5 protein-coding genes are annotated in these 14,514 nt (G+C 66.3%); 1 reads left to right on the top strand and 4 read right to left on the bottom strand.

Annotated elements, in window-relative coordinates:
- Positions 1-185: 185 nt before the first annotated feature.
- Complete coding sequence (locus L630_RS0100970) at positions 186-8,639, bottom strand: glucoamylase family protein (RefSeq protein ID WP_024846418.1); 8,454 nt, start codon at positions 8,637-8,639, stop codon at positions 186-188.
- Between the two features lie 304 nt (positions 8,640-8,943).
- Between L630_RS0100970 and gyrB the strand changes: the two genes are divergently transcribed.
- A complete protein-coding gene (gene gyrB, locus L630_RS0100965) occupies positions 8,944-11,394 on the top strand; it encodes a DNA topoisomerase (ATP-hydrolyzing) subunit B (RefSeq protein WP_024846417.1) in 2,451 nt (816 codons plus the stop codon).
- 969 nt (positions 11,395-12,363) lie between these two features.
- On the opposite strand, the gene L630_RS0100960 is transcribed toward gyrB, so the two are convergent.
- The 3 genes from L630_RS0100960 to L630_RS0100950 are packed head-to-tail and all read right to left on the bottom strand — an operon-like array spanning position 12,364 to position 14,430.
- Positions 12,364-12,939, bottom strand: coding sequence for a hypothetical protein (locus L630_RS0100960; protein ID WP_024846416.1), 576 nt, complete (start codon positions 12,937-12,939; stop codon positions 12,364-12,366).
- The gene (locus L630_RS0100955; protein ID WP_024846415.1) at positions 12,939-13,220 is read right to left on the bottom strand and encodes a hypothetical protein; all 282 of its coding nucleotides are present in this window, start codon (positions 13,218-13,220) and stop codon (positions 12,939-12,941) included. Before L630_RS0100955 ends, L630_RS0100960 begins: the two co-directional genes overlap by 1 nt.
- 1 nt (position 13,221) lies before the next feature.
- On the bottom strand, positions 13,222-14,430 hold the full coding sequence (locus L630_RS0100950) for a YeeE/YedE family protein (protein WP_024846414.1): 1,209 nt from the start codon (positions 14,428-14,430) through the stop codon (positions 13,222-13,224).
- Positions 14,431-14,514: the final 84 nt, after the last annotated feature.

The following is a 14,514-nucleotide window of genomic DNA, read 5'->3' as shown; positions in this document are numbered from 1 at the left end:
AAGAACCTCGTGTCTTGCTGCATCGCAGCATCGGCGGCGGACGCTACGCCTTGGCACATTCGGCCACAATGCGAAAAGCGCGATTCCGTTGCGTCATCTCCAACAACAACGGCGACACGTCTTTACGTTTCGTGATCTGGTAACAAACTGAAATCGTTATGAAAATGGCAAGATTGCGGCGGGCATCAGCCCGCCGAGGTCACAATTGCCTCATGCACGCCGCTCTTTTCGAGCCGGATAGTCTCCACGGCGTGCTTGTTGACCTCGATATGAGGCTCTTCACCTTTTCTTACCGTGATGCGGTAGACGGCATCGGCAATGCGAAGACGGACGCTGAATCCCTCCCAGCTCGCCGGCATCGACGGATTGATCGTGAGCTCGTCGCCGCGCCGCTCGATGCCGAGGATGCCTTCCACCGCCGCGCGGTGCAGCCAGCCGGCGGAACCGGTGTACCAGGTCCAGCCGCCGCGCCCTGCCTTGTCGCCCACCGAGTAGACGTCGGCGGCAACGACATAGGGCTCGACGCGATAGCGCTCGGCTTCTTCCGGCGTCAGCGCGTGGCTGACCGGGTTCAGCATCTCGAACACCCGCCAGGCCTCGTCGGCCCGTCCAAGGCGGGCAAGCGCGATCACCAGCCAGGTGGCGGCGTGCGTGTACTGGCCGCCATTCTCGCGCACACCCGGCGGGTAGCGCTTGATGTAGCCGGGTTCCTTGTCGGTGTTCTCGAACGGCGGCGTGAACAACTTCGCGATCCGCAGCTCGCCGTCGACCAGCAGTTCCACTGCCTTACCGACCGCCTTTTCCGCGCGCTCGGGATCAGCCTCCCCGGAAATCACCGCCCAGGACTGCGCGATCGAGTCGATCATGCACTCGTCGGCTTCTTTCGAGCCGAGCGGAGAGCCGTCGTCGAAATAGCCGCGGCGGTACCATTCGCCGTCCCAGCCGGCGTCTTCCAGTGCCTGCTTCAGCCGCCCGGCATGCGCCTCCCAGGCGTCGGCGCGCGCCTTGTCGCCGCGCTCGGCCGCGATTGGCGCGAAGTCGCGCAGCGTCTTCAGCAGGAACCAGCCGAGCCAGACGCTGGTTCCCTTGCCGGCCTCGCCGACACGGTCCATGCCGTCGTTCCAGTCGCCGCCGAGAATCAGCGGCAGCCCGTTCTCGCCGGTGCGTTTCACGGCAAGGTCCAGCGCCCGCGCGCAATGCTCGTAGAGGCTCGCGCTCTCGGCCGAAGGCTCCGGCGTGAAAAAGGCGTCGTGCTGGCCTTCCTTGAGTTGCTGGCCCTCGATGAAGCGAATGTCCTCGTCGAGGATCGCCCGGTCGCCGGTCGTCTTGATGTAGTGCTGGGTCGCGTGCGCCAGCCACACCACGTCGTCCGAGATCATGGTGCGCACGCCCGCGCCCGTGCGCGGCAGCCACCAGTGCTGCACGTCGCCTTCCGGGAACTGCCGCGAGGCCGCGTTGAGGATCTGCTCCCTGGCCAGCGATGGGTCGTAAAGCAGCAGCCCCAGCGTGTCCTGCAGCTGGTCGCGGAAGCCGAACGCGCCGCTTGCCTGGTAGAAGGCCGAACGCGCCCGCAGGCGGCAGGCCAGCGCCTGATAGGGCAGCCAGACATTGACCATGGCGTTGAACGCCGGGTCGGGTGTTTCGACCTGCAGCGCGCTCGAGAACTGCTCCCAGGCGTCACGGTTGGCGCTCACCCGTTCGTCGAAGTCGACGCCAAGGTGGCGCTGTGCCAGCGCGACCGCTTCCTCCTGCGAACCGGCATCGCCGAGCACGAACATCACCGAAGCGGTGCCGCCCGCCGGCACCTCGACGTCGCACGAAAGTGCCGCACAGCTGTCGGAACCCGCCTCGACCGCGCCGGAAAGCTCGGCGCCCGCAAGCGGTGCCGCCGGCATGCGGCTAGAGCCGCCCGCGCCGATGAACTCGGCCCGGTCGCAGGTAAAGCGTTGGTCCTTGCCGTTGGTGGCGAGAAACGCCACCCGGTCGCCGAAGTCGAGGTGATAGGGGTTGCGCGCAATCACTGTGCCCGTCCCGCTGTCATGGCCCGGCACGATCAGCGGCGCGGACTTCGCCCGGTTGGTGCCCATCACCCACTCGGCATAGGCATAGACGCGCAGCTTCGCCGGCGACGAACCCGTATTGCGGATCGTCAGCCGCTGCACCTTCACCGGATCGGTGGGGTCGACGAGCTGCGTCAGTTCCGTCGCCAGCCCGCCGCGGTGGACGCTGAAGCGCGACATGCCGCGCGCGTGCCGTGCCTCGCAGACGAGGGCCGGGTCGCGCAGCACGCAGGCCAGCGGCGAGAACGCTTCGCCGCTTTTCAGGTCGTGGATATAGATCGCCTCGCCGGGGCGGTCGGTCACCGGGTCATTCGACCACGGTGTCAGCTGGAAGTCGCGGCTGTTGCGGCTCCAGGTGAACGACGAACCGTCCGCCGAGGTGTGGAAGCCGAACTCGCGGTTGGCGATGACGTTGATCCAGGGCTGCGGCGTCGTCTGGTTGCCGGACAGGCGCACGACATATTCGCGGCCGTCATCGGCAAAACCGCCGAAGCCGTTCCAGAAGGCAAGGTCATCGCCGCTCGCCCGCTGCGGCAGCTTGGCGGCGCGGACGATTGCCGGCACGCGTGCCGGTGCCATCAGCCGCGCATTCTGGCCGGCGCGCTCGATCTGGTCGAGGATCTGGCCGTTGCGCGTGTGCATGACGACGCGCGCCGCCGCGATCAGAGTCTTGTACGACCAGTCGTCCATCAGGTCGCGGCGCACGGCGAAGATGTGCTGGCGCGGGCCAAGCTCGCGGCCGCGCAGCCTTGCGTTCTCGCACAGCTGCTCGATCGCCTGCTGCAGGTCCTGCACGTAGGACGAGGCCTGCTCGTTGACGATGACGAGGTCGACGACGACGCCGTGCGCGCGCAGGTATTCCTGCATCCGCAGCGCCGAGGCGACGATGTTGAGGTCCGCGAGCTCGCTGATGCGCAGCGCGAAGATCGGGAAGTCGCCCGAAATCGCCATCGGCCACAGGTTCGACTGCGAGCCGAGGCCGGAGGCGATGTTGTCGGCTGTTGCGCGCAGCGTCGGGTCGGCGAACAGCAGGTGACGTGCCAGCTTCTGCACGCCCGCGGCTTCGGCGAGGCTCAGGCCGACATGGCGCGTCTGCACCTGCGAGCGCGTCCAGGCCAGCATCGCCTGGCGCTGGTAGCTGTCCGGCTGGCGGAAGCGCAGGATTTCGCGGCCGATGTCGGTGCGGTTCGCTGCCGTGATCGTCCAGAAGGTCAGCGCCACCTTGCGCCGCGCGGGAACGCGCACCTTGGCGCGCAGCGCAACGATCGGGTCGAGCGTGTAGCCGGCAGCGCCGGTCAGCCTTGCGCCCGGATCGAAGGCCGCAGCATTGACGATCGAGCGGCCGCGGCCGATGAAGTTGCGCCGGTCGGTCTCCGCCTCCACCTCGCGCGCGACCCCCTCGACCGAAGTGACGAAGTGCGCCAGCGCGATGGTCGGGTCGGAATTCGAGCGCCGCTGCCGCTCGGCGAAGATCGTCGACGTTGCATGGTCGATCTCCGTGCGCACGAACATCTTCGAGAACGCCGGATGCGCGTTGTCGGCGGCGTCAAAGTTCAGCGCCAGTTCGGCAAACGAAGTGATCTCGACATGACGGTCACGATCGCTCTCGTTGAACAGGGTGAGGCGGCGTGCCTCGCCGTTGCCCTCCTGCACCGCGATGCACTCCACTTCCGAGCGCAGCGTGCCGACCGACTTCATGAACACCGCCTTGTCGTCGTGGAAGGTGGTGACGCAGTTCTCGCCGTCGATCCGCTTCGGCGCTGGGGTCGCCGACCACCATTCGCCGGTGTCGGGATCGGAGATGAACAGGAACGTGCCGGTCTGTTCTTCGAGCGCGTCGCCGTTCCAGCGCGTGACGGCAACCTCGTCGGCGCGGCTGTAGCCCGCGCCGGTCGAGGTGACCATGACGTGGTAATGGCCGTTGGACAGGAGGCCGACTGCCGGCTGCGCGTTGATCGGGTCGATGATCGTGCGCGAATCCGGCCGTTCGTCGACCAGCGCCGGCTTGATGCGCTCGGCCGTGTCGGCGCGGATTGGCATCTCCGGCACGTCGCGCGGCGCCTTTTCCTGCAACAGCAGCTCGGCTGCCTTAATGACCGGGTCGGAGTGGAAGCGCTCGCGCATCCGCCCCTCGAACACCACGTTGTCGACCGCGACGATCGACATGCCGTGGTGGTGGGCAAAGTAGTTGCGCACGACGGCGCGGCGATGGCCTTCCGGCACGCGTTCCGGCGTGAAGTCGACGGCGTCGTAGTAGCCGTAGCGGCCCATCGCGCCCAGCGCCTTCAGCCGCTTCAGGTTCGCGACCGCATCGTCAGGCCGGAACTGCGCCGCAAGCAGGCTTGCATAGGGCGCGATGACCAGATCCTGCGCGAGGCCGCGCTTGAGTCCCAGGCCCGGCACGCCGAAATTGGTGTACTGGTAGGTCATCTCGCGGTCGCGCGCGTGGTACGCGGCTTCCGAAATGCCCCACGGCACGCCGCGCGAGCGCGCATAGGACATCTGCTTGGCGACGATCAGCCGATTGGACTGGGTCAGCAGGCCGCCGGCAGGCTCCTGCATCACCAGCGGCGGCATCAGGTACTCGAACATCGAGCCCGACCACGACAGCAGCGCGCCGGAGAAGCCGATCTCGGTGACCGGGCGGCCGAGCCTGAACCAGTGCTCTGTCGGCAGGTCGCCCTTGGCGATGCCGAACAGGCTGGTGAGGCGCGCTTCCGAGGCGAGCAGGTCATAGCAGGCCTCGTCGAGCTGGCGTTCCTCGACGCGGTAGCCGATCGAGAGCAGCTTGCGGTCCTCACGCAGCAGGAACGAGAAGTCCATCTCGAACGCGAACTGGCGCGCGCGGTCGCGCAGCGAGGCGAGCTTTTCGCGCAGGCGCGGGGTGCCGTTGCCGGCCGTGTGCGAGTCGTTGAGATGCGCCTCGCAGACCTTTTCCAGCTTTCCGGCCCATAGTGACAGTTCCTGCGATGCCGGCGAGCCGATCTCCTCGTCGAGGCCGCGCGCCAGCCGCACGATGTCGGCGGCGAGAACCGTCAGGTTGATGGTGCGGATGGCAGCCGTCTCCGGCTCCGAGCGGATCGTGTTGACCGCGCGGCGCATGCCCTCGATGCGCTCGGCAAGGCGGTGGCGCAACGGGCGCAAGAGGCGCCGGTCGTCCGGCAGCCTCTCGAGTTTTTCCTCGAGGATGCGGGTGACGTCGATGATGCCCTCGAAGTCGCCCTGAAGGTGTGCCGCCAGCGCATGGGTCCAGGCATCGCACGCCGCCGCCACCGCGATGAGGTGGCCGGCGAGGTTGCCGCTGTCGACCGAGGAAATGTAGAGCGGATGCAGCGGCTTCAGCGTCCGCGTCTCGTACCAGTTGAAGAGATGGCCCCGGTAGCGCTCCATCTTCTCCATGGTCGCCAGCGTTCGGTCGAGCCGGTCGGCGGTTTCGTTGAGGCTGATCCACCCGAAGTCGCGCGCCGCAACGGTCGAGAGCAGGTACATGCCGATATTGGTCGGCGACGTACGCGCCGCCACCACCGGCTGTGGCACTTCCTGGAAGTTGTCCGGAGGCAGCATGTTGTGCTCCTCCGTCACGAACGTCTCGAAGTAGAGCCAGGTTCGGCGGGCGGCGTCGCGCAGGAACGCCTTGTCGTCAGGCTGGACCACCAGCCGGTCCTCGGTCTCGGCCGACTGGCTGACGAACCAGGCGAAGGCGGGCGAGCCCACCCACATCAGCGCGAAGAACGCCGCGATCCACGCGCCGGTGGTGCCGCCGAGCAGCGGTATGACCGCCGCGATCAGCGCGACGGGAACCGCGCCCGACATCTGGAAATAGTGGCCGATCAGTCCCTTGCCGCTGGCGCTGCGCGCTACGCTCGATGCCGTGCGCCATTCGAGCAGCTGCTTGCGCGAGACGAACAGGCGGTAGAGCGTGCGCACGATCGCGTCGGCATAGGACGAAGCCTGGTGCGCCATCAGGATGATCTTCGAGGCGACCAGCGCGCTCGAGAAGCTGATGTCGCGGCCAAGCGAGGCAAAGTGCGCCTTGATCCTGGATTCCGTGTCGCGCGGCACCAGCGAGTCGACGATGTGGTAGGTCGCCGACAGGAACAGGCTGAGGATCAACAGCGCCTGCCACTGCGCGGCCTGCGTGAACGGCAGAACCGTCCAGCCGGCAATCGATGCGGCCACCCACAGGATTGGCAGCAGCGAGCGGCGCAGATTGTCGATCATCTTCCAGCGCGACAGGCCGGAAATGCCCGATGCCGGGTTGAAGATCCACGGCAGCAGCTGCCAGTCGCCACGCACCCAGCGATGGTGGCGAGCAGCATCGACCAGGTAGCGCGTCGGATAATCCTCGATCACCTCGACGTCGGTGACGAGGGCGGCGCGCGCGAACGCGCCTTCGATCAGGTCGTGCGACAGGATCGCGTTTTCCGGGATGCGGCCGTCGAGCGCCGTTTCCATCGCGTCGATGTGGTAGAGGCCCTTGCCGGTAAACGTACCTTCGCCGAACAGGTCCTGATAGGTGTCGGAGACCGCGAAGACATAGGGGTCGATGCCGCGGTTGGCCGAAAACACCCTCTGGAAGAAGGAAGACTCCTCGCCGCTGGTGAGCGAGGCGGTCACGCGCGGCTGCATGATGCCGTAGCCCGTCACCACGCGCTTCAACTTGGGGTCGATCACCGGCCTGTTCAGCGGGTGCATCATCTTGCCGACGAGCTTGGCGACCGCGTCGCGCGTCATGCGCGTGTCGGAGTCGAGCGTCATCACGTGGACGACGTCCGACGGCAGCGGCGAGGCGGGCGGGAAGAAGGTGGTGTCCTTGTCGCCGCGCAGCATGGCGTTCAGCTCATGCAGCTTGCCACGCTTGCGCTCCCAGCCCATCCAACAGCCTTCCGACGGGTTGTAGAGCCGCTTGCGGTGCAAGAGGTAGAAGCGGTCGTAGCCCTCCTTCGGGTAGCGCGCGTTCAGCGCGGCCATCTGGTTTTGCGCATGTTCCAGCAGCGCCTTGTCCGCCGGGCTCTGCTCGTCGTCGCTGTCCGGCCAGTCCGACAGGATCGCGAAGTGCAGCTCGCCGGTCATGTTGGCGAGGTAATGCACCTCGAGGTCGCGCACCGCCTCATCGACATCGTCACGGCTGCCGAACATGGTCGGCACGGCAACCAGCGTGCGCGCCTCCGCGGGCACACCCTGCTTGTACTCGTATCCGATCAGTCGCGTTGGCTTAACGAAGGTCGAGACGATGGTGTTGAAGAGGCCCATCGCCGCTTCGGAAGCGGGCAGGGCAAAGAGCAGGACAAGGAGGGTGGTGGTGCCGGACGAAAATCCCGCCGAGGTGAGCGCCCAGGCCGTCGCGGCGAGCAGCACCAGCGTGATGATGGCCACCGGAGCGACCATTCCAAGCCAGCCGATCCGTCGGTAGGCGCGGTAGAACTTCAGTGAAAGAGGGGGCTGGTATCCGACCCGCTGCTCGAACTCCTCGAGGTCCGGCCCGGCAAGCACCGAGCCAACGTCGACGTTCTTCTCGCCGGCGAAGTCGAGCGCGGCGCGGGTGATCGTCGCCTCGTCCTTGCCGGAGCGCTTGGCGAGTTCCTCGATCGCGCGGCGGTAGGCATCGCGCGACTGAAAGTCGAGCGCGTCGAAATCGGTGTGCTCGCGCAGCAGGCGGTCGACGCTGGACACCGTCTCGAACCAGTCGGTCCAGTCGATGTCGTCGATCAGGCGCAGGCCCTTGATGATGTTGCCGGTGGTGACATTGCCGGCGGAAAGGTTGGCGTGCTCGGCAAGCGTTGCTTCCTCGGCGTCAGTGCCGGAAGCCTCCAGCTCGTTCTCGAGCCAGCCGAGCGCCGCGCCCGACGAGACGGAGCCGTCGCGCAGGCGAAACAGCAGCTGCGTGGCGAAAACCCGGTCCTTGGCGTACTGCCTGTGGTTGTTCAGCACCTGCGTCGAGTGCTCGGCCGGAAGCACGGCGATCTGGTCGGCAAGCGCATTGGCGGCAAGGCGCATGTCGCGCGCGCCCGCGACGCGCAGCGCCAGCCGGCGCAGGTTTTCTACCAGCACGAAGCGCAGGATCGACGGCAGCGCCCACAGTTCGCCGATGCGCAGCGGCTGCACGTCCTGAAAGCCCTCGACGATCTCGCGAAAACCTTCGAGCGAGATCGCGCTGTCGGTATGGGCGACATAGGCCCAGGCAATCGCCAGCACGCGTGGGATGCCTGCACCCTCGAGTTCCGGCAGCTCCTGATAGAAGCGCGGCGGTAGATCGCGGCGAATGCCCGCGATCGCGGCTTCCACCACGTGCGAGTTGTCGAGCAGCCAGTTGGCTGCCGGCGTCAGCTGTTCGCCGGCCTGCTGCGCGCGCGCGAGCGTCTGCGCGACCTCGCGGATATGGCCGGCATTTTCCTTGGTTCTCTGTCGTGGATCGAAGTTCTTGACGCCAACGACCAGCGCCGAGCCCCCTTCAGCGACAGCGCGGCCGAGAGCCCGCAGGTCGCCCTGGTGCTGGAAGCTGGATCGAATTGGTACCTCGCCCCGCGTGGACGAGGGAACGGTTTCCTGCCCTTGTACAGGACCGGCATGCATGTTCATTGACAATAACTCTCGAAACCCGTGGCCCACCGCGGCCACCAGCCTGCATCGCTCACACGACTACGGAACGCCCTTTAAACGATTGATTGGGTCAAGTGTTCCGCAGGCGGAATGGGCCGCCATCAATTTCGATTACGTGGTCTTTTACGATGCGTGAGCTTTCGTGCGCATGCTTCTCATCCCCATCCGAGTCTTGCCCCAAACTTGGAAAAGCAGGCGTTAAAGCCTATATTCAGTGCGGTTCAGGTGCGCGATTCGACCGTCCACAGCGCACCTTTTTTATGAACGGCACGATTGGATTTATATGAGCGACCAGACCGAGAACGTCAACGGCGGGGCAGCCGAGTACGGCGCGGATTCCATCAAGGTTCTCAAGGGCCTGGACGCCGTCCGCAAGCGGCCGGGCATGTACATTGGTGACACCGATGACGGCTCCGGTCTCCACCACATGGTCTACGAGGTGGTCGACAACGCCATCGACGAGGCGCTGGCGGGCTACGCGACGCGCGTCACCGTGACCCTCAATCCCGACGGTTCGTGCACCGTAACCGACAACGGTCGCGGCATTCCGACGGATATTCACTCCGGCGAGGGTGTTTCTGCGGCCGAGGTCATCATGACGCAGCTGCACGCCGGCGGTAAGTTCGACCAGAACTCCTACAAGGTGTCCGGCGGTCTGCACGGCGTCGGCGTTTCGGTCGTGAACGCGCTGTCGACCTGGCTTAAGCTGACCATCCGCCGCGGCGGCAAAATCCACTCAATCCAGTTCTCGCATGGCGTCCCTGACGCGCCGCTCGCCGTCATCGGCGAAGCCGGCGAGGAAACCGGCACGGAAGTCACCTTCCTGCCGTCGCCGGAAACCTTCACCAGGACCGAGTTCGACTATACGACGCTGGAAAACCGCTTGCGCGAGCTCGCCTTCCTGAACTCGGGCGTGCGCATCATCCTCACCGACGCGCGCCATGCCGACGTCAAGCAGCAGGAGCTGCACTACGAGGGCGGCCTCGAAGAGTTCGTGAAGTATCTCGACCGCACCAAGAAGCCGCTGATCGCCCGCCCGATCTACATCACCGGCGAGCGCGACGGCATCACCGTCGAGGTCGCGATGTGGTGGAACGACAGCTACCACGAGAACGTGCTGGCCTTCACCAACAACATCCCGCAGCGCGACGGCGGCACCCACCTTGCCGGCTTCCGCGGCGCGCTCACGCGCCAGGTCACCGGCTATGCCGACTCCTCGGGCATCTCCAAGAAGGAAAAGGTCTCGCTTTCGGGCGACGACTGTCGCGAGGGCCTGACCGCCGTTCTGTCGGTCAAGGTGCCGGACCCGAAATTCTCGTCGCAGACCAAGGACAAGCTGGTCTCGTCGGAAGTCCGCCCGGTCGTTGAAAGCCTCGTCAACGAGGCGCTCAGCACCTGGCTTGAGGAGCATCCGACCGAAGCGAAGGTGCTCGTCGGCAAGGTCGTCGAGGCTGCCGCCGCGCGCGAGGCCGCCCGCCGCGCCCGCGAACTTACCCGCCGCAAGGGCGCGCTCGACATCGCATCGCTGCCCGGCAAGCTCGCCGACTGCCAGGAGCGCGATCCGGCCAAGTCCGAACTCTTCATCGTCGAGGGTGACTCGGCAGGCGGCTCGGCCAAGTCCGGCCGCTCGCGCAAGAACCAGGCGATCCTGCCGCTGCGCGGCAAGATCCTCAACGTCGAGCGCGCGCGCTTCGACCGCATGCTGTCGTCCGACATGATCGGCACGCTGATCACCGCGCTCGGCACCGGCATCGGCAAGGACGAGTTCAATCCGGAAAAGCTGCGCTACCACAAGATCATCATCATGACCGACGCGGACGTCGACGGCGCGCACATCCGCACGCTGCTCCTGACGTTCTTCTTCCGTCAGATGCCGGAGCTGATCGAGCGCGGGCACCTCTATATTGCCCAGCCGCCGCTCTACAAGGTGACGCGGGGCAAGAGCACGCAGTACATCAAGGACGAGCGTTCGTTTGAAGAATTCCTCATCAACACCGGCCTTGAAGACGCGGCGCTTGAGCTCGCCGGCGGCGAAGTCCGCGCCGCTCAGGACCTGCGCAGCGTCATCGACGACGCACTCTCCGTCCGCACCTTGCTCAACGGCCTGCACACGCGCTACTCGCGCCAGGTGGTCGAGCAGGCGCTGATCGCCGGCGCGCTCAATCCGGAAATCCTCCACAATCCGAGCCGCGCCGCCGACGCCGTCGCCCATGTCGCCGAGCGTCTCGACATGATCTCGGAAGAAACCGAGCGCGGCTGGTCTGGCCGTGTCAGCGTCGGCGCCTCCGGCAACATCGATGGCCTGATCCTCGAGCGCACCGTGCGGGGCGTGAAGGAGACGGTTACGCTCGACGCCGCGCTGCTCGGCTCCGCCGACGCGCGCGCGCTCGACCGCTACACCGCGCGCCTGCAGGAAATCTACGAGCGCAGCCCGCTGCTTCGCCGCCGCGACGCTTCGGCCCAGATCTCCGGTCCGTCGGCCCTGCTCGACTTTATCTTCGCGGTCGGCCGCAAGGGCCTTACCATGCAGCGCTACAAGGGTCTTGGCGAGATGAACGCCGAGCAGCTGTGGGAGACGACGCTCGACCCGAACGTCCGCTCGCTGCTGCAGGTGAAGATTTCCGACGCGACCAACGCCGACTCCCTCTTCGCCCGCCTCATGGGCGACGAGGTCGAACCCCGCCGCGACTTCATCCAGGAAAACGCGCTGTCGGTGGCAAATCTCGACGTGTGATCGGGGCGGGCTGCGGCGGCCTTCTTCTCTGCCGCTGCCATCTCCTGCCGCTTCTCCGCCTTCCGGAGATCTCGATATGCAAGCGGGCTCCTCGGAGCCCGCTTTTGTTTTGGGCTTGTGGCATCAGGCCAATTCATTCGGTTGGTACCCCGCGCGAGCGCACACGCTCTGCTACCCGCGTGTTCGGGCTCCGGTGGTTCACGACATGTGGCACGAACCTTCCCCGGAGCCCCTTGTTCTCCGGAACCGCTCCATGAGCCCCCTCCGGCGCTTCGCGCCACCTCCCTCGCGTTGCGGGGGAGGATCCGGGTCGTGCAGGTGGAAATGACGGCCCCTTGACTGGAAGCTTGGCCGATCACCGGTACCTCAGATCAGGATGAACACAGCGCTGCTCAATAACTCGGCCTGAGGATCCTCCCCCATTTATGGGGGAGGGGGACCATGCGAAGCATGGTGGAGGGGGCGTCGTGAAGCGCTGCGTTCCCAATTCCCCGCCGTCGAGCACCGGCGCTCTCGCCGAACACTCTTTCTTCTTGCCCGTCTACGCCGCTGTGGCGTTCCGGCATGGATCGTCGAGGCAGGCCCGGCGATGACGAAGTGGGAGATGTAGCGGATCGATGACGACCGCCCGCGAGGCGGCGATGGCGTTTGTGGGGAGCGGTCAGGTCGCTCGCGATCTGCCTGGGAGATCCCATCTTCGCCAGGAGGAAGGGCCCGGGGGGCGAAGGAGGAGGGGTCGGGGGCACAGGAGGGTGACGGAGGGGAAGGAGGGGGTACGGGAGACGCCGGCACAGCCTAGACGAACGCGCACACCATCTCAGCTTCGTCATCCTCGGGCTTGACCCGAGGATCCAGGCCTGAACGGCTCCGCTTACGCGGCGGGGGAGGACTTGGCGCTAACGCCGCCCAATGCTCCCGTTCCTTCCGTCCCCTTGCAGCCTCCTTCCGCCACTGCACCACCTGCCCGCTTCACCCCACCCTGAGCTCCGACAACACCTCGATCGAGCGGTCCTCGCGGACTTCCTCGAGCGGGCGGCCGTCGGCGCGAAGGCGCTCGTCGCGGGCAAGGTTGAGGTGGACGATCTCGTCCTCGTAGCGGGTCAGCACCGCCGTCAGCCAGCGGTTCACGAGATAGTCGGGCGTTGCCATCTCGACATTGAAGCGGTCGAGCAGCGCGTTGGTGGCATTGGCATCGCGCCAGTCACCGCCCACCACCCAGTGGTTGACGGTAAACAGACGCGTCAGCTTGCCCTGGCCGGTGACCCCCACGGCAACAAGGTGCACCGGCTCGCTGTCGCGCCCTTGTGGGCGCACGAAGCAGTGAAAGTGCCCGTGCTCGCCGAGCCGGGCACTGTCGTCATGGCAGTGGTAGTACCACTGCGCGCCGGTTGCCGGATCGAACACGTCCGGTTGCGGATAATGCTTCCAGGTGACGAGCCCTTCGGCGGGCAGCGTGCGCAGCAGGACCGACGTGCCCGACTTGGCAAGCACGTGCTCGCAATAGGCCATCTCCTGCGCCGCGCGCTGCTTCGCCTCGTCGCTCATCAGAGCACGCCTGCCGAGCAGGGGTTGATGTCGGAAGCCGGTGCCGGCTCGGGGGCAGGCGCGGCCGGAGCCGCCGAACCGCCGCTGAACTGGTCGGCAAGGTCGTCATAATTGCGCTGGCCGGGCGCCGGAGCAGGCGCCGCGGCCGCGCACGGGTTGAACGACTCCTGCGCCGCGGTCTTCGGGGCAGGCGCCTCGCTGGTCGCATAGTCGGCCGCGACGGCGCCGACCGCCACCAGCAGCGCACCGGCGAATAGGGCAGTGTTCTTGGTGTTGCTCATCTTACTTCTTGAACCCGTCGAGACCGAACAGCGGGCGGGCAGCGATGCCCGCAAGGCTTCCAATATAGGCCATCACGAACCAGACCCAGCCATGCAGGCTGCCGGAGGCGATGCCGCTGAACAGGGCGCCGATGTTGCAGCCGAACGAAAGGCGCGCGCCATAGCCCATCAGCAGGCCGCCGATGATGGCCGCCAGCCACGAGCGGAACGGCACCTTGACCTTCGGCGCGAACTTGCCGGCAAGCGAGGCAGCGAGCGCCGCACCGAGGATGACGCCGAAGTTCATCACCGAGGTGACGTCGAACAGCACGCTCTGGCTCAGCACCCGCGCTTGCGCCGGAGCCTTCCAGAACGTCCAGGAGGCAACGTCGATGCCGGCGGCCTGCGCGAGCTTTGCGCCCCACAGGCCAAAGCCGTAGGTCACCGACCACGGATGGCCGGCAAGCAGCAGCGTGAAGATGTTGCCGAGCGCGAGCACCAGCGCCGCAAGCACCAGCGGCCACGGGCCGTGCAGGAAGGTCGACGGCGTCAGGCTGGCGAGGCCGGAGAAGATCGACTCGACATTACCGTGGCGGCGCTTTTCGATCAGCGCCAGCACGCCGACGATCAGCGCGATGCCGATGAGCGTGACGGCAACGCCGCCGATCGGCCCAAAGGTTTCGCCGAAGCGGATGACCGGGAGCGACGGCAGGGTCAGCCAGTAGGGCAGGTGCAGCGTGCCGATGGTCGCGCCCGCGATGAAGCCGATGAGCGTCACCAGCATGCGCGCGCTGCCGCCGCCGACGGTGAACAGCGTGCCCGAGCCGCAACCGCCGCCGAGCTGCATGCCGAGGCCGAACATGGCGGCGCCGAGGATCACCGAGACGCCGACCGGCGCCCATGCACCGACCACGCTCTTGTCGAGCGGCACCAGTCCGCTCATCAGCGGAATGAAGACGATCGAGGTCAGGCCGATCATGATGAACTGCGCGCGCATCGAGCGGCTGCGCTTTTCGGTGGCGAAGCGCTTCCAGCCGCCGGTGAAGCCGAACGAGGCCTGGTAGAGCGCAAGGCCCAGCATGCCGCCGACGAGGAACAGGAGCGCCTGCGTCGTGCTGACGATCGAGGACAGCACCGCAAAGCCGGCGACGATCGCGACTCCGATTACCAGGAGCGGAGAAATGTCGACCCTTATGCCCTGCGGCTTGGTGTCGAGAGTTGCATATGCCATGTGAATATCGGCCCGGTTTTAAAAGAGCGCTGCTTATCCCACGCGCGGGCGTCAAGTTGAACGAAACTCCTACCCGCATTTTCC

Origin of the sequence: Aminobacter sp. J41 (assembly GCF_000526635.1) — a bacterium.
Classification (GTDB): Bacteria; Pseudomonadota; Alphaproteobacteria; order Rhizobiales; family Rhizobiaceae; genus Aerobium.
The sequence above is the reverse complement of the archived record's forward strand: the minus strand, read 5'-3'. Positions and strand labels throughout refer to the sequence as shown.